Here is a 17,470-nt window from a genome sequence, read left to right as displayed (position 1 = left end):
GCATTGTCTCGTTCTGGGGGCAGGGGGGATGCAGTCTGCCGGAACTGCCGGCGCGGGGTTTTCGCGGTTCGCGATGGCCCTCGTCTCGGCTGGAGGGGGCGCGCCGCGCACCGGAGATACCTGATTTCAGGGATGGCGACAGAATGTTGCTTTTGTATCATTTGTCGCTTTGGCCAGAGGGCGTCGCGCCTCGTCTTGCCGATGTCACCAAGGACTCGTCCAAGACGTGAGCGCCGCGCGTGGTCAGCGATCGGTGCCCGGCACCTAAGGCTATCGGCCTCGATCGCCGAGCGGCACTTCTCATTCATCCAATCAGCCAGGAACAACCCATGAACCGCGTGTACCGCCTTGTCTTCAATCGAGCACGGGGCGTGCTGCAGGCGGTGTCGGAGCTGGCGCGCGCCGCCAGCGGAGGCACGGGTCAGTCGGGCGATGCAGAGCGCCGCGTCGTGGCAAGGGAGGGGCGCCTCACGGCAGTCGCCGGGGCTGTGCTTGCACTGCTCGCCGCCATGCCCATGGGCGCTCGTTCCGCAGCGGCGTTGCCCACCGGCGCAGTGATTGTCGACGGCAAGGGGGCGATCTACGGTTCGGGCCCCGACACCCTGACCGTGAACCAGGTGTCGAGCGTTCTGGAAGCGACCTGGGCCACATGGAGCGTTGGCACCGGGGGCCGGGTCGACTTCGTGCAGCAGCCGGGCGTCTCATCGATCGCCATCAACCGGATCGGCGGTGCAGCCGCCAGCCAGATCGACGGCACGCTGACGGCGCTCGGCCAGGTGTTCGCGAGCAACGCCAACGGCTTCGTCCTGGGCGCGACCGCGAACGTCGATGTCGGCGGCGTGCTGTTGACCTCGCTGGACCTATCGGCCGGCGCCGCACCGGGCGCGTACCAATTGAACGTGAACGCCGCGCAGCGTGGCGTCGTCCGCAACTCCGGAAACATCAAGGCTTCATCCGGCTCGGTGTCACTCACCGGCGCCGAGGTCTCCAACAATGGCATGGTTCTCGCTGACGGGGGGCGCATCGAGCTGACGGCCGCCGATCGTGCAACGGTCAGTGTCGACGCAAGCGGCGGGATCCACACCACGATCGCTTCCGGCGGGGGGGGGGGAGGCCTGGCCCTGGCTTCGCCGGCCATCGTCAACACAGGCACCCTGCAGGCCGACAACGGTGCGATCGTGCTGCAGGCGGCCACGCAGTCCGCAGGGGTCGGTCCTTTGGTCAACAATGCCGGCCTCCTTCATGCCAGGGGCATCGGTGCCAACGCCGGTGGTCAAGTCACGCTGAGCGCGATCGGGGGCGATTTGCTGGCAGGTGGCACGATCGACGTGAGCGGCGCCCGCGGCGGGCAGGTCACGCTGTCTTCCGATGCCACGGTGACGGTCTCCGGCACGATCAACGCCGCTGGCTATCTGCCGGGTGGCGGTGTGTCTGTGTCGGGCGGTGCGATCCGGCTGGGCGCCGGCCACCAGATCGATGCGCGCCTCGGGTCTGCCAGCCTGGTTTCAAACAGCACGATCACGCAGGACGCAGGCGGCGCCCTGAACGTGGACTCCCTGTCGGGGCGTTCCACGGGCGCCACCCACCTGGACGGCGCCAACAAGATTTTCACGATCGACGGTTTCTCGGCCAGCGGCTTTCGCCTGACCAACGGACAAGACCTGTCGATCAGAGGCCTGGATGGCGGCACCAGCGTCGACGTGACGATGACGGCGGGCGACCTGGTCTTTGCCGGCAATGTGTACGGCGCCACGACCACCCTGCAGGCGGCGGGCTCGATCGGGCAGGTCGCCGGGGGCATCACCGCGCAGACGCTCACGGGACATGCGGTGGGCACCGCGCAGTTCGGGCTCACCAACTACATCGGCACGCTCGGCCCCTTCACCGCGAACAACTTCCGCCTGACCAATGGCCAGACCCTGAACGTTGGGGGCGCGATCGATGGCGGGCCGGGCGTCTATCTGGAGACCAAGGCCGGTGATCTGGTGCTTGGTGCCAACGTGACCGGAGGGGCCACCACGCTCGAATCGAAAGGCGCGATCACGCAGATCGCCGGGGTGCTCACGGCGAACGGTCTCTATGGCGTGGCGCGAGGCGACGCAAGCCTCGACAGCCTGAACCAGGTCGCCGACCTGACCGGCTTTGTTACCTCCGGGGCCCTGAGCCTGACCAACGGCCAGGCGCTGAAGATCAGCGGCTACGTGAGCACCAGCAAGCTGTCGCTCGACGTCGCGAACGGCGTGGTGGTCACCGGGTCGGTCCAGACCACGTCGCCCGTCAACGGCGGCACCTTCATCCGTAGAGGCACGCTGCAGATCGGCGACGGCGGCACCACCGGTTCGATCGATGGCGACATCCACCTCGACACGGAACTCACCTTCAAGCGCAGCAACGACCTGCGCTACACAGGAAAGATCTCGGGCGGCACGTCGCTCGTCCAGGCCGGCAGCGGCATGCTCACCCTGACGGGCGACAGCACCTACACCGGCGTGACCGAAGTCAACGCCGGCACGCTGCGCGTGAGCAACACCACCGGCAGCGCCACGGGCGCGAGCACGGTGCTGGTCAAGAACGGCGCCACACTCAGCGGCGGCGGCACTATCGCGGGCCAGGTCACCATCGCCAACGGCGCGACGCTCGCACCGGGCAGCAACCTCGGCACGCTGACCACGGGCATGCTGCGCTTCGACCCCGGTGCCTTCCTGAACTACGAACTGGGCCAGGCCGGCACGGCGGGCGGTCCGCTCAACGACCTCGTCAAGGTCAACGGCGGCCTCGTGCTCGACGGCACGCTCAACGTCGCAGAGACCCCCGGCGGCACCTTCGGGCCCGGCCTGTACCGCCTGATCAGCTACACCGGTTCGCTGGTCGACAACGGCCCGAACATCGGCACGGCGCCCACGGGCACGGCGGCGGGCGACCTGTACGTGCAGTCGTCGGTGCCCGGCGAGATCAACCTGATCAACAGCAAGGGCGTGTCGCTCGGCTTCTGGGACGGCGCGGGCGGTGACGCCACCCAGTACAACGACGGCAAGATCGGCGGCGGCTCCGGCACCTGGCGCATCGGCCGCTCCGGCCTCAACGACCCGTCCGACAGCTGGACCGGCGCCAACGGCAAGACCAACACCGGCTGGCAGCAGAACCAGTTCGCGCTGTTCGGCGGCGCGGCCGGCACGGTCCGGGTGGACAACACGGGCGGCGCGATCAGCATCGATGGCGCGCAGTTCTCCACCAGCGGCTATGTCGTCAACGGCGACGCACTGACGCTGGGCAATGCCAGCACCGTCATCAAGGTCGGCGACGGCACGGCCTCGGGGGCGCAGATGCAGGCCACCATCGCGTCGGTGCTGACCGGCGCGGGCGGCCTCACGAAGGACGACCTGGGCACGCTGATCCTGAAGGGCGCCAACACCTACACCGGCGGAACGCTCGTGCGCGCCGGCACGCTGCAGGGCGACACCACCAGCCTGCGCGGTCCCATCGTCAACGACGCCCGGGTGGCCTTCGACCAGGTGGCCAGCGGCAGCTTCGCGGGCACGATGAGCGGCGCGGGCAGCCTGCGCAAGATCGGCAGCGGCGAGCTGCTGCTCACGGCGGCCAACAGCTACAAGGGCGGCACGCAGATCGATGGCGGCACGTTGAATGTGGGCGCGACAGGCGCGGTGGGCACCGGCCCCGTGGGCGTGAGCAGTGGCGCCGGCCTTGTCTTCAGCGGCAGCGCGGACGCGGAAAGCCTGCAGATCACGGCGGGCGCCGCCCAGCCGGGCAACGGCGGCTTCGTCCAGTTCCAGGACAACGCCTCGGCCGGCCGCGCGACCCTGGTCGCGCATGCCGGTGGATCGATCGACTTCCGCGGCAACGCGACCGCCGGCAACGCCACCATCGAGAACCGGGGTGGCCAGGTCACGGTCTCGTTCGACGCCACCGCAGGCAAGGCCCACATCACCAACCTCGCCGGCGGCTGGACCAACCTCTGGGACAACGGCTCGGCCGGACAGGCGACGATCGTCAGCGAGGACCGCGGCACGTTGGACATGCAGAACGACGCGACGGCCGCTCAGGCGCGTGTGGTGAACAAGGCGGGCGGCACGGTTCGCATCGCCCGACTCGCGGCTGCTGGTACGAGCATCGGCGCATTGGAAGGGGCGGGTCGCGTGCTGCTTGGCGCCAAGGCGTTGACAACGGGCGCCCTGAACACCGACACCGAAATCTCGGGTGTGATCTCCGGTGTCGGTGGCTCGCTCGTCAAGGTCGGCACGGGCGCGCTCACGTTGTCGGGCGAGAACACCCACACCGGCGGCACGGCGCTGCGCCAGGGCCGCCTGAACGTGGGCCACAGCCAGGCGCTGGGCACCGGCACGCTGTCGATGGACGACGACACCACGCTGGGCTTCAGCGCGAACGGCCTGACGATCGCCAACACCATCAAGCTCACCGGCAACAACGACCCCGTCATCGACACCGGCGCGTTCAGCGGCACGCTGAGCGGTGCGATCAGCGGCGGCGGCTTCATCACCAAGCAGGGCACGGGCACGCTGACGCTGTCGGGCGCCAACACCTACGCCGGTGCGACGAACGTGGCGCAGGGCACGTTGAAGGCGGGCGCGGTGAACACGCTGAGCGCTGCTTCGGCGCACAGCGTGGCCACAGGTGCCACGCTCGATCTTGCGGGCTTCAATCAGACCGTCGCGTCGCTGACGAACAGCGGCACCGTGTTCCTGGCCGGTGTGACCGCAGGTACGACGCTGACCGTCAAGGGCGCCTACGTTGGCAACAACGGCGTGCTCAAGCTGAGCACGACGCTCAACGGCACCGGCCCCTCGGACCGCCTCGTGCTCGACGGCCCCACCGCCGTCGCCAGCGGCAAGACCCAGGTGCAGATCAGCAACCTTGGCGGCCTGGGCGCACTCACGAGCGGCAACGGCATCGAGGTCATCACTGCACAGAACGGCGCGACCACCACCGCGCAGACCACCAAGGACGCCTTCTCGCTGGCCGGCGACCACGTCGACGCAGGCGCCTACGAGTACCGCCTGCATGCCGCCGATGCGAAGGGCGCGGGCGAGAGCTGGTACCTGCGCTCCACCACCGACGCGGTGGCGCCGGGTCAACCGGTGGGCCTGCCCGTCGTCACTTACCGACAGGAGGCTGCGCTCTACGCGGCACTGCCGAGCCAGCTGCGCCAGGGCAACCTCGCGATGCTCGGCGATGTGCGCAAGCGCGTGGGCGACGACGATGTGAAGGGAACCACAAGCACTCAGACCAGCTCCGACCGCCGCGCCTGGGCCCGCGTGCTCTCCACCGACCTCGACATCCAGCAGGGCGGCACCGTCTCGCCCACCAGCAAGGGCCGCCTTACCGGCTTCCAGGCCGGCACCGACCTGCTCGCCACGCCGAACTGGCGCGCCGGCCTGTACGTCGGCCAGCTCGACGGCGATGCTCGCGTGAGCGGCTTTGCCAGCGGCATCCGCAACCTCGCCGTGGGCCGCAACGACCTGCGCAGCCAGTACGTCGGCGTGTACGGCACCTACACCGCCGACAGCGGCTTCTATGCCGATGCCGTGGTGCAGTCGGGCCGTCACCGCTACACGGTCGAGCCGATGCTCGGCGCCGGCGTGGGCGGCAAGGGGAACAGCTTGCTGGGCTCGATCGAAGTGGGTCAGTCCTTTGCGATCGGCGGCAGCGGCTGGAGCATCGAGCCGCAGCTGCAGTTGATCCACCACCACATGGACCTGGGCAACTCGGTCATCGCCGGCGCCATCGCGCAGCCGCAGGCCGACAGCGGTTGGGTCGCCCGCGCGGGCGTGCGGGTCAAGGGCCAGATCGACACCGGCGTGGGCGTGCTGCAGCCCTACGGCCGCGTCAACGTCTACAAGACCTCGAGCGGCACGGACATCGCGCGCTTCGTGAACGGAGCGACCACGACCGACATCGCAGCGCCGACCGGCGGCACCAGCACCGAACTCGCAGGCGGCTTCACGCTGGCGCTGAATCAGACAACCAGCCTGTACGGCGAAGTCGGCAAGCTGTGGTCCTCGGGCGGCGATGCCAAGGTGAAGAGCTCGGTCAACGGCTCGCTGGGCGTGCGGGTGAAGTGGTAGCCCGCGCCGGCCCTCTGTTCGACCGCGTTCGAACAGGTGGGTACTTTCGGACGCCTTGACATGCCGCGGGGCGAGTCGAATACTCCACCAAATGGTTGAGTATTTCTGGCTCGCCCGGCGCTCGGCGGCTTCCGGGCGCCCATCCTCATGGCAGGAGGTTCCCATGCTCGGACACATCGATGCAGTGGCCAACCTGGCGGTGAAAGACCTCGCCGTGGCCCGACGCTTCTACGAAGACACGCTCGGCCTGGCGCAGGTCGATGCCGAAGGCGACGAGGTCGTCGTCTACCGCAGCGGCAACACGCGGCTCAATGTCTACCGCTCGGCCTTCGCGGGCACCAACCAGGCCACGGCCGTGACCTGGTCGGTCGGCGGCGACATCGAGCGCCTCGTGGCCGCGCTCAAGGCCAAGGGCGTGCGCTTCGAGCACTACGACATGCCCGACACCACGCTCGCGGGCGACATCCACGTCATGGGCGACATGAAGGTCGCGTGGTTCAAGGACCCCGACGGGAACATCCTGAACCTCATCAACGTCTGAGGAGCCCCTGTCCATCCGGCATCCCCCGTTTGGGGGAAGCCAAGGGCGACGCGCTGCGGACAATTCCTCCTGCCATGCACCGGCCTGGCATGGAGGAGTCACCACATGCGCACACCGTCGCCCGAGCAGCCAGCGTCTGAACCACCCGAGCGCGTCGCGGTCATCGCCATCCACGGCGTGGCCGACCAGAAGGCCGGCGACACGGCCCGCGCCATCGCTTCGCTGATGCTCAACCACCCCGGCGAGGGCGCCACCTACCGCCAGGCCGACTGCGACAGCCAGCTGCTGCCGGTGCCGCCGCTGACGTCGATGGTGCAGCAGCGCACCGGGCATCAGGACAAGAACGAGAAGGCCGCCACGGAAGGCGCTGCCGCGCAGAAGGCCTACGTGCCGCCCGTGCGCAAGGCGATGCGGCAGTCGAAGACGTCCGACTTCAGCGCCGACGACTGGATCTCGACCGCCGAGGCCGACGACGCGGGCGTGGTGCGCGCCGCCAAGGGACGCGGGCCGCTCACGCCGCGCGAGCTGAAGAAGAGCAACCCCGACATCGCCTTCAGCGACTACCTGCTGTTCAAGTCGCAGCGCGCCGAGCCCGACCACGAGGCCTACGAGGCCACGCGCGTGCGCATGACACGTGACGCCACCGATGCCCACGGGCAACCGGTGCAGCAGCGCATCGACGTGCACGAGATGTACTGGGCCGACCTGTCGCGCCTGCCGGGTTCGGTGGCGCGCATCGTCGCGGAGCTCTTCACCATCGTGTTCCGCCTCTCGCAGCTGGGCCGCGACGCGGTGGACCGCGCCGCCGAGGCGGCTGGTGTGAACAAGAAGCCCCGGCCGCCGGGCGCGCGGCGCTGGGCCTGCCTGGCCTCGCTGCAGACCGCGCTCGACTGGGCCTTTGCCAACCTGCTGGCGAACCTCTTCCTGCAGCTGCTGCTGGTCGGGCTGGTGATCGCGGGGCTTGGCGGACTGGCGCGGGTCGAGCCCGCGCCCCACGCGTTGTCGCTCACCGAACTGCTGCGCCGGGTGCTGGCCGTCGCGGTGCCGGTGCTGGCGATCTGGTGGTACTGCTACCAGGCGCGCACCCAGGCTTCCTCGCGGATCGTGGTGGGCCTGTACGCACTGCTGGCGGGCTGGTTCCTGTGGGCGCTGGTGCCCGCGCACTGGGTGGTCGGCGTGGCCTGGCTGGCGCTGCTCGCCGCGCTGGCCGACCGCGCCCTGCGCATCGCGCGCGACCGCTTTCCGGCGGCGCGCACCTGGGGGCTGGGGCTGATGGCGCTGACCGCGGCGGCGCTGCTGGTGCACGTGGCGATCAACGCCTCGGCCGCGGGCGCCACGGACGACCTGCGCCACTGGGTGCGCGCCGGCATGCGGGTGGTCGAGTACCTGCTGCTGGGCGTCGTGGCCTGGTGGGGCGTGGCCGGCGTGCTGCTCATCGCCTGGCTGCTCGCCGGGGAGACGGTGCCCGATCGCAGTGCCGCCGCGCGCGCCAGCATCGCCACAGGGCGGCTGGGGCTGTTCGTGTCGGTGGCGGCGTTCGTGGCGCTGTCGATGGTGTCGTGGGCCGTGCTGACGAACCTCGTGGAACTCGGTGCGAAGGACGTCGACTACGCGCCGTTCTGGTTCGGCAAGGACGTCTACTGGGCCGACGGCGCGAACTTCCTGCACAGCCGCTACGAGAAGAGCACGCAGGCCTTCGCCTTGACGGCGGGCCTCACGCTGTCGCTGCTGGCCTACCTGGTGGCGGTGCTGGTGCCCAGCCTGTTCGCCGAGCTCAAGGTGGCCTTCGGCACCTCGCAGGGCCTGGGCCGCTGGCTCGGCGCGGGCTACCGGCGGCTGGACCGCTTCGTCGCCGTGCTGACCAGCGCCAGCGTGGTGGTCGCCTTCGCGGTGGCCCTGTTGCTGGTGCTCAAGCAGTGCAATGTCTCGGTCGGCGGGTGGATCGACGATGCGGTGATCTGGGTGTCGGCGCTGTCGCAAAGCGGCCTCAAGCCGCTGATCTTCACCGCCGCCACGCTGGCCGCCGCCGTCTCGCTGCTCGGCGGTTTTCTCACGCGCACCGTGCCGGGCCTGCGCATGCCGCTCGACGTGGCGCTGGACGTCGACGGCCACTTCCGCGAGTTCCCGCGCCGCGCCATTCCGCGCGCGCGCATCTTCTCGCGCTACGTGTCGCTGCTGGAGCACGTGGCGGCGCAGGGCTACGACCGCATCGTGATCGTGGCGCACAGCCAGGGCACGGTGATCTCGACCGAGCTGCTGCGCTACCTGCAGTTCCGCGCCGCGCAGAAGGTCGATGCGCGGGTGACCGACCTCTGGGCAGCGCTCAACAAGAGCCGCCTCCTGCTGCTCACCGCCGGCTGCCCGCTGCGCCAGTTGTATGCGGCGCGCTTTCCGCACCTCTACGGCTGGGTGACGGCGGAAGACGCGAACGGCGGCGGGCCGAGCGCGGCCCAGGTCGGCGTGGCCCGCTGGGTCAATCTCTATACGGCCGGCGACTACGTCGGGCGCTGGCTCTGGGGCGCGGACGACAAGCCCTACGAGCCGGTGACGACGCCGCCGGCCTGGTGCGTCGCGGCCGAGCACGAGGCCTGCCTCGGCCTGGGCGCCCACACCCACTACTTCGACCTCGACCAGGCGCACGTGGCGCGCTGGATCGACTGGATGGTGACCGCGCGCCCATGAAAAAGCCGGCCCGCAGGCCGGCTTTTTCTTCATGCCGAAAGCGCGGGCTTCAGCCGAAGTTCTTGGCCGCGAAGTCCCAGTTCACCAGCTTGGCCAGGAAGGTCTCGACGAACTTCGGGCGCAGGTTGCGGTAGTCGATGTAGTACGCGTGTTCCCACACGTCCACCGTCAGCAGCGCGGTGTCGGCGGTGGTCAGCGGCGTGCCGGCGGCGCCGGTGTTCACGATGTCCACCGAACCGTCGGCCTTCTTCACGAGCCAGGTCCAGCCCGAGCCGAAGTTGCCCACGGCCGACTTCACGAAGGCTTCCTTGAAGGCGTCGTAGCTGCCCCACTTGGCGTCGATGGCCTTGGCCAGCGCGCCGGTGGGGGCGCCGCCGCCTTGGGGCTTCATGCAGTTCCAGAAGAAGGTGTGGTTCCAGATCTGGGCGGCGTTGTTGTAGATGCCGCCGCTGGACTTCTTGACGATCTCTTCGAGCGTCATCGCTTCGAACTCGGTGCCCTTTTGCAGGTTGTTCAGGTTCACCACGTAGGCGTTGTGGTGCTTGCCGTGGTGGTACTCGAGCGTTTCCTTCGAATACTCGGGGGCCAGCGCGTCGATGGCGTACGGCAGCGGGGGAAGGGTGTGTTCCATGGTGGAGTCTTTCTTTCTAGTTGGTGGAAGGGGAAAACAAAAAACAGGTCGGTGCCTCAGGCGCGGGCCTTGGGCACGATGCGGTAGGCGCAGCGCCGTGCGCCCGCGAGCACATGCTCGACACGGCTCACGTCGGCCTCGGGCCCCAGCACCTCGTCGAAGAGCTGCAGCTCGCTGCGGCAAAAGCCGGTGCAGGCCTGCGCCGCGGTGCAGATGGGGCAGTGGTTCTCGATGAAGAGAAAGCCCTCGCCCTCGGCCCGGTACTCGGCCATGTAGCCCTCGCGGCTGCGGATGTCCGCCAGCCGCTCGAGCCGCGTCTCGAGGTTGCGCGCGCCGCGCATGGCCTCGGTGTAGGTGGCGCGCATGGTGGCTTCGCGCGCGCCGATGAGCTGGTCCATGCCCTTTTCGCCGAACACGCTGATCACGGCGCTGATCATCTGCACCGTCATCTCGGCGTGCGTGTCGGGAAAGCGCTTGTGGCCCTCGCCGGTGAGCCGCCAGATCTGGGTCGGACGGCCGCGGCCGCTGGAGCGGCTTTCGGCGTCCACCAGCCCTTCGGTCTCGAGCTTGGACATCTGCTGGCGCACCGCCTCGACCGTCACGTGCAGCACCTTGGCGATGTCGGGGATGCCGAGCGCGCCGCGGGTCTTCAGCGTGGAGAGGATGCGGTCTGCCGGCTGGTGCGGCATCCAGGTGGGCTTGGTGGCATCGGGGGCGGACATGGCAGCTTCGGTCGTGGGAGGAAAACAGCGTCATTGTCAGGTGGTTGGGCCTCCCTTCGCATCCGTGGGCGCTTGCCACCCTCCGCCCAGCGCTTTGTAAAGCGCGACGAGGCTGGTGAACGAGGCCGTTTCGGCCTCGGCCACGGCATCCTGCGCGCGCAGCAGGGTGCGCTGCGCGTCGAGCACGTTCAGGTAGGGCGCGGCGCCTTCGCGGTAGCGCACTTCGGCCAGTTCGGCGGCGCGGCCGCTGCGGGTCGAGGCCTCCAGCAGCCGCTGCAGGCGCAGCTGGTTCTGGCCGTAGCCGGTGAGGGCGCTTTCGACGTCCTCGATGGCGCGCAGCACGGTCTGCTCGTAGACGGCGCGCTCGCCCTCGGCACGGGCCTCGGCGCCGCGCAGGCGGGCCTTGACCGAGCCCAGCCGCAGCGCGGGCCAGCTCACGCCGGGCGTGACGCTGAAGGCGCGGCTCGACGAACTGCCCAGGTCGGCACCGCGCAGCGCGATGAAGCCCAGGAAGCCGCCGATGTCGACGCGCGGGTACAGCTCGGCCGTGGCCGCGCCCACGTCGGCGGTGCTGGCGGCCAGGCCGCGCTCGGCGCGCAGCACGTCGGGCCGGCGGCGCAGCAGATCGCCCAGGTCGCCGATGGGCAGGCGCTTGTCGAGCACGCGCAGCGGGTGCGGCTGCAGCATCGGCGCCAGCTCGGCCGGGCGCAGGCCCGCCAGCACGGCGACGCGGTGCGCGGCCTGGCGGCGCGTGGTCTCGAGCGCGGGCAGCTGGCTCTCGGTGCTGGCCAGGTTGGCCTGCGCGCTCGCCAGGTCGCCTTCGAGGCCGCGCCCGGTGCGCACCTGCGCCTCGGTCACGCGCAGGCTCTGGCGCAGGCTCTCGAGGGTGCGCTGCGTCACGGCCAGGCGCTGCTCGGCGCCGCGCATCTCGTAGTAGTTGCGCGCCAGTTCGGCCACGGCCACGATGCGCACCTGCGCGAGGTCGGCCGCGCTGGCCTGGGCGCGCGCGGTGGCGGCTTCGTCCAGGCGCTGCAGCCGGCCGAAGAGGTCGATCTCCCAGCCGGCATCGAAGCCGGCGCGGCTGCTCTGGGCCAGCGTGCGCGCATCGGCCGGCACGCCGTTGCCCTGCGCGATGCTGCGCGTCTTGCTGGCGCCCAGCGTCACCACGGGCAGGCGGTCGAGCTCGGCCTCGGTCTGCATCGAACGCGCTTCCAGCAGCCGCGCGTGGGCGATGCGGATGTCGTGGTTGCCGGCCAGTGCGCGTTCGATGAGCGCGTCGAGCTGCGGGTCGTCGAGCTGGCGCCACCAGTCGCGCTGCACCGCGTCGGGCGCGAACAGCGCGCGCTCGGGGGCGGCGATGGCCACCGGCGCGTCGTTCGGCGCGGCGTACTTCGGCCCCACCGCGCAGCCGGCCAGCACCAGCAGGCTGAGGGCGAACGGTGCGGCGTAGGAGAAGGGTCTTCTTGTCGTCATGGTCATGCTCCCGGTGTCGTCAGGCGGGCTCGCGCGCCACGAGCGCCTCGAGTTCGGCGGCGCGCCGCGAGCGGCCCACCGTGCGGTGGTCGCGCGCCAGCAGCGTGTACATGGTGGGCAGCACGAACAGCGTGAACAGCGTGCCCACCAGCATGCCGACCACGATCACCAGGCCGATGCTGAAGCGGCTGTTGGCGCCTGCGCCGCTGGCGAACAGCAGCGGTACCAGGCCCACCACCATCGCGGCCGTGGTCATCAGGATCGGGCGCAGCCGGATGCGCGCGGCCTGCTCGATGGCGGCGCGGCGCTCCAGGTTCAGGCGTTCCTGGATCTCGTTGGCGAACTCCACCATCAGGATGCCGTGCTTGCTGATGAGCCCGATGAGCGTCACCAGCCCGATTTGCGTGTAGATGTTGATGGTCGCAAAGCCCAGCGCCAGCGGCACCAGCGCGCCGCAGATCGACATCGGCACGCTGACCAGAATGATCAGCGGGTCGCGCAGGCTTTCGTACTGCGCGGCCAGCACCAGGTAGATCACCACGATCGCGAACACGAAAGCCATCACCAGCGCCGAGCCTTCCTGCGTGAACTGGCGCGCGTCCGACTGCCAGTCGTAGCTGAAGCCGGCCGGCAGCTTCTTCGCCTCTTCGCTCAGGAACGCCACGGCGTCGCCCATGGTCACGCCCGGCATCGGAATGGCCTGGAAGGTCGCGGCGTTGAGCTGGTTGAACTGCGTGAGCTTGTTGGGCCCCACGCTGGTCGACAGCTGCACCAGGTTGGCCAGCGGCACGGGCTGGCCGCTCGCGCTCTTCACGAAGTAGCGCGCGAGCGCCTCGGCCGTGAGCCGCTGGTCGCGCGGCGACTGCGGAATCACGTCGTACGAGCGCCCGTCCATGCCGAAGCGGTTGACGTAGTTCTCGCCTACCAGCACCGCCAGCGTGTCGCCGATGGCCTTCATGGTCACGCCCATGCTGTTGGCCTTGGCGCGGTCCACGCGCACTTCGGTCACGGGGTTGTTGAACTCCAGGTCGCTGTCGACCACGGCGAACTTGCCGCTCTCGCGCGCCGCCTTCTTCAGCGTTTCCATCGCCTCGAACACGCTGCGGTGGTCGCCCGCGCTGCGGATCACCATCTGCACCGGAAGCCCGCCGGTCGAACCGGGAAGCGACGGCAGCTGAAAGGCGAACACGCTGCTGCCCTCGACCTCGTTCATGCCGCCCTGCACGTCGCCCTGGATCTGGTCGGCGTTGCGCTGGCGAGCGTTCCAGTCGGACAGCTGCACGCCGCCGATGCTGTTGGAGACGCCGTCCGAGCCGTTGATGAGCCAGCGGCCGGTGTTCTCGGGCAGCCTGGCCAGCACCTCGTCCCACTTCTGGCCGAACTTCTCGACGTAGTCGATGTTGGCGTGCTGCGGCGACTTGATGACGGTCATCACCATGGCCTGGTCTTCGCCCGGCGCCAGCTCGCGCTGCGCCGCGTTGTACAAGAAGGGCAGGCTCACGAGCACGGCCGCCGCCAGCAGGCCCGTGACCCAGCGGTGGTGCAGCGACACGTCGAGCAGCCGGCCGTAGGCCGTGGCCAGCTTGTGGAAGAAGGCCTCGGCATAGCGCGCCATGCGGCCCGCCGTGGCGTCCTGCGGCAGCAGGAACGAGCTCATCACCGGCGACAGCGTGAGCGCGATCACGCCCGACACCACCACCGCGCCCGCCAGCGTGAAGGCGAACTCCTTGAACAGCGACCCCGTGAGGCCGCCCATGAGGCCGATGGGCGCGTACACCGCGGCCAGCGTGAGCGTCATCGCGATCACCGGGCCGGCCACTTCGCGTGCGCCGATCAGTGCGGCCTGCACGCGCGACTTGCCTTCCTCGATGTGGCGGTGCACGTTCTCCACCACCACGATGGCGTCGTCCACCACCAGCCCGATGGCCAGCACCATCGCCAGCAGCGTGAGCAGGTTGATGCTGAAGCCGAACAGCAGCATCAGTGCCGCCGCGCCCAGCATCGACAGCGGAATGGTCACCACCGGAATGAGCACCGCGCGCAGCGAGCCCAGGCACAGGAAGATCACCAGCACCACGATGGCGATGGCTTCGAGCAGCGTCTTCTGCACCTCGTCGATCGAGGCCTCGATGAAGCGCGCGAGCTCGAAGGGCAGCTGCACCTCCACGCCCGGCGGCAGGTTCTGCTTGATGCCGGGCAGCAGGTCGCGGATGCGCTTCACGATCACCAGCGGGTTGCCGTTGGGCGCCGCCTGCAGGCCCAGGTAGATGGCCTTGTCGCCGTCCATGGTCGCGCTGCTGTCGGCACTCGCCGCGCCCAGTTCCACGGTGGCCACGTCGCCCAGCCGCACGATGGCATCGCCGTCGCGCTTGATGACCATGTCGCGGAACTCGGCCACGTTCACCAGGTCGGTGTTCACGCGGATGTTCGACACCACGTACAGGCCCTTCACCTGCCCGGGTGCGGCCTGCACGTTGTTCTGGCGCAGCGCGTCGGCCAGCTCGCCGGCCGAGATGCCGCGCGCGGCCATGCGGTTGGCGTCCAGCCACACGCGCATCGCCAGCGTCTGCCCGCCTGACACCTCGACGCCCGAGACGCCCTCGATCGACGCGAACTGCGGCTGCACCACGCGCGAGAGGTAGTCGGTGAGCTGCGGCACGGGCATGGTCTTGCTCGAGAAGCCCACGTAGGCGACGGCCGTGGCCTCGCCCGACGACTTGAGGATCACCGGGTCGAAGGCCTCGGCCGGCAGCCGGTACTTCACCTGACTGACCTGCGCCATGGCCTGCGTGAGCGCCTGGTTGGCGTCAGCGTTGAGCTTCATGCGCACGCTGATCACGCTGCGGCCCAGCGTGGACGACGACGACAGGTAGTCGACGTTCTCGATGGTCGCCACCGCCTGCGCGATCGGCTGCGTGACGAAGCCCTGCATCAGCTCCGGCGAGGCGCCGGGGTACTGCGTGGTGATGGTGAGCGTGGTGCTCTCGGTGAGCGGGTACTGGCGCACCGGCAGGTCGCCCAGCGCACGCCCGCCGAGCAGCAGGATGAGCGTGCTCACCACCAGCGCCAGCACGGGCCGGCGCACGAAGAGGTCGGTGAACTTCATGATTTCGCGTCCTGCAGGGCCAGCGTGTCCTTCGCGGCCGGGGCCACGGCGGCGCCGTTGTACAGGCGCAGCTGGCCCGAGGTGACGACCTGCTCGCCGGCCTTCAGGCCCTGCTCGACGACGACCAGGCCGTCTTGTCGTTCGCCGGTCTTCACGAACACCTGCTGCACCGAGAAGCCGTCGCCCTTCTCGCCGGCGCGCACCACGAACACCGAGTCGCCGTGCGTGCTGTAGGTGATGGCGGTTTCAGGCACCGCGATGGCGTCGGCGCGCGCGGGCAGCGCCACCTTGGCATTGACGTACATGCCGGGCGTGAGCGCGCCGTCGGCGTTGTCGACCGTGGCCTGCAGCCGCACGGTGCGCGTGTCGCTGCCGATCATGGGCTCGATGGCGCTGAGCTTGGCGGGGAAGACGCGGCCCGGGTAGGCGTCGACCGCGAGCGCCACCGCCTGGTTGCGCCGCAGCGCCGGCAGCGCGTTCTCGGGCAGCGTGAGGTTGGCGAACAGCGTGCGCGCATCGGTGAGCGACACCAGCGCGTCGCCGGCGCGCACGAACTGGCCGAGGTTGACCTTGCGGATGCCCAGCACGCCGTCGAACGGCGCCCGGATGTGCTTCTGCTCGATGAGCGCCTGCACGCGGCGCAGCTCGCCGCTGGCCTGGTCGAAGGCGGCTTGCGCCTGTTCCATCTGCTCCTGCGTGGCGGCCTGCTGCGGCAGCAGGCGGCGCGTGCGTTCGAGCAGGGCCCTGGCATTGGCCTGCTGGGCGCGCAGCCGTTCGAGGTCGCCCTGCTCGGGCGCGTCGTTCAGCTGCACCAGCAGCTGGCCGGCACGCACCTGCGCGCCCGGCGTGAAGAGGATCTTCGCGACCCGTCCCTCCACCTCGGCCGGTACCTCGACCTGCCGGTTGGCCTCCAGCGTGCCGATGCCACCGAGAAAGCGCGCCATCTCGGTCTGCCGCGCGGGGGCCACCGCCACCTTGGCCGGCGGCATGGCGCCGCCCTGTGCATGGGCCGGCTGGAACTTCGCCACGAGCCCGTAGCCCGCCGCGCCCAGCACCGCGACCGTGAGACCGGCGCCGAGCCAGGTCCTGGATTGTTTGTTCATACGCAACCTGCTTTTTTATCAAAGAAAGTGCTTTGATTATTAGATCGCGTCCGAATGCTGTCGAGAAAGACGTGGCAATGGCCCCGATAGGGCAGGGCTATCTTTGGCGTGGCGTGCATGGTGGGTGCTCCGGGTGGTTGCGCGGGGGCATCCCCGCACCCCGAAGACGGGCGGCGCGTCGCTTTTGTGACGCGGCGGCCGCGTGCAATCGCCGTACGGCCGCCGGGACATCGCTCGCTGCGCCAGGCGCCGATGTACATTGCGACCTGCGCATGAACCTATTCAGCATGGCCACCAAACCCCGTAAGAAGTCCGCGGCTGTCACCGAGGACGAGGTCTTCGACATGGCCGCCGACCTGTTCCGGGCCATGGCCGCGCCCATGCGGCTGAAGATCGTGAGCCTGCTGTGCAACGGCGAGAAGAACGTGAGCGAGCTGCTCGCGCAGATCGACACCACGCAGCCCAACATGTCGCAGCACCTGAACACGCTCTACCAGGCGGGCGTGCTCGCGCGACGCCGCGACGGCGTGAGCATCTACTACAGCATCGCGAACGAGACCGTGGTGGCGCTGTGCCGCAGCATCTGCGTACAGATCGCCATCGAACAGGAATAAGAAGAGAAGAAGAGGGCCGGCATCAGCCGGCTTTCGCGCCTCAGGGCTTCAGGTAGACGTAGCCTTCCTTCGCCTGCAGCCGCGCCACCTCGGCCACGCCCGAGGGCACCACCTTGGTTTCCATCAGCAGCTTGCCCGCGTCGATGTTGCGCGTGGTGAGCGTGTTGTTGCACACCTTGAACTCCACGCCGCGCCCGGCCAATGCGCTCACCGGGCCGCTGAACTCGCGGCCCTTGCTGTCCTTGGCGTCGCTCAGCAGGAAGTCGATGCCGGGGCCGTGCGTGACCACGACGATCTTCGCCTTCGGCTCCGCGTTCAGGTGGTTCGTGATGTTCGCCAGGATGGCGGCGCTGCTCTCCACGCCGGTGTTGACGTGGTAGACCACCTTGGTCTCCTGTGCGCCCGCGAACGTGGCGACCATGGCGAGCAGGAAAGCGATGAATGCGTGTCTCATGGGGAAACCCTCTGGCTGTTGTCGTTGCCCGCAAAATATCATC

At 69.3% G+C, this 17,470-nt stretch carries 11 protein-coding genes; 5 read left to right on the top strand and 6 right to left on the bottom strand.

The window, feature by feature from the left end; genetic code table 11:
• The 4 genes from AC07YS_RS20500 to AC07YS_RS20485 all read left to right on the top strand — a co-directional run.
• A partial coding sequence (locus AC07YS_RS20500) for a hypothetical protein (RefSeq protein ID WP_495275727.1) occupies window positions 1-230 on the top strand: 230 nt, incomplete at its 5' end.
• 99 nt (window positions 231-329) lie between these two features.
• Window positions 330-6,101: an autotransporter outer membrane beta-barrel domain-containing protein gene (locus AC07YS_RS20495; RefSeq protein ID WP_495269607.1), complete on the top strand. Its 5,772-nt coding sequence runs from the start codon at window positions 330-332 to the stop codon at window positions 6,099-6,101.
• A 163-nt stretch (window positions 6,102-6,264) separates the two neighbouring features.
• Window positions 6,265-6,642, top strand: a complete 378-nt coding sequence (locus tag AC07YS_RS20490) for a VOC family protein (RefSeq protein WP_495269608.1) — start codon at window positions 6,265-6,267, stop codon at window positions 6,640-6,642.
• 105 nt (window positions 6,643-6,747) lie between these two features.
• Window positions 6,748-9,324: a hypothetical protein gene (locus AC07YS_RS20485; protein WP_495269609.1), complete on the top strand. Its 2,577-nt coding sequence runs from the start codon at window positions 6,748-6,750 to the stop codon at window positions 9,322-9,324.
• 49 nt (window positions 9,325-9,373) lie between these two features.
• Here the strand turns inward: AC07YS_RS20485 and AC07YS_RS20480 are convergent, their stop codons facing one another.
• Genes AC07YS_RS20480 through AC07YS_RS20460 form a run of 5 tightly spaced genes read right to left on the bottom strand, consistent with a single transcriptional unit; the run spans window position 9,374 to window position 16,359 of the window.
• Window positions 9,374-9,955, bottom strand: coding sequence for a superoxide dismutase (locus AC07YS_RS20480; RefSeq protein WP_159274807.1), 582 nt, complete (start codon window positions 9,953-9,955; stop codon window positions 9,374-9,376).
• A 56-nt stretch (window positions 9,956-10,011) separates the two neighbouring features.
• Window positions 10,012-10,677 (bottom strand): helix-turn-helix transcriptional regulator, encoded by a 666-nt coding sequence (locus tag AC07YS_RS20475; protein WP_495269610.1) that lies wholly within the window; start codon window positions 10,675-10,677, stop codon window positions 10,012-10,014.
• Window positions 10,678-10,713: 36 nt separating this feature from the next.
• Window positions 10,714-12,156 carry an efflux transporter outer membrane subunit gene (locus AC07YS_RS20470; RefSeq protein WP_495269611.1) on the bottom strand — a complete coding sequence of 481 codons (1,443 nt, stop codon included), beginning with the start codon at window positions 12,154-12,156 and terminating at the stop codon, window positions 10,714-10,716.
• Between the two features lie 13 nt (window positions 12,157-12,169).
• Window positions 12,170-15,256, bottom strand: a complete 3,087-nt coding sequence (locus AC07YS_RS20465; RefSeq protein ID WP_495269612.1) for a MexW/MexI family multidrug efflux RND transporter permease subunit — start codon at window positions 15,254-15,256, stop codon at window positions 12,170-12,172.
• On the bottom strand, window positions 15,253-16,359 hold the full coding sequence (locus AC07YS_RS20460) for an efflux RND transporter periplasmic adaptor subunit (protein WP_492737233.1): 1,107 nt from the start codon (window positions 16,357-16,359) through the stop codon (window positions 15,253-15,255). Before AC07YS_RS20460 ends, AC07YS_RS20465 begins: the two co-directional genes overlap by 4 nt.
• A 287-nt stretch (window positions 16,360-16,646) precedes the next feature.
• Between AC07YS_RS20460 and AC07YS_RS20455 the strand changes: the two genes are divergently transcribed.
• Window positions 16,647-16,973: an ArsR/SmtB family transcription factor gene (locus tag AC07YS_RS20455; RefSeq protein WP_062473861.1), complete on the top strand. Its 327-nt coding sequence runs from the start codon at window positions 16,647-16,649 to the stop codon at window positions 16,971-16,973.
• Window positions 16,974-17,013: 40 nt separating this feature from the next.
• Here AC07YS_RS20455 and AC07YS_RS20450 read toward each other — a convergent pair whose 3' ends face one another.
• Window positions 17,014-17,427, bottom strand: a complete 414-nt coding sequence (locus AC07YS_RS20450; RefSeq protein ID WP_495269613.1) for a DsrE family protein — start codon at window positions 17,425-17,427, stop codon at window positions 17,014-17,016.
• Between the last annotated feature and the right edge of the window lie 43 nt (window positions 17,428-17,470).

The organism is Variovorax sp. GW458-11-26-14-LB1 (assembly GCF_059423965.1).
This window is presented reverse-complemented; position numbering and strand designations above follow the sequence as displayed.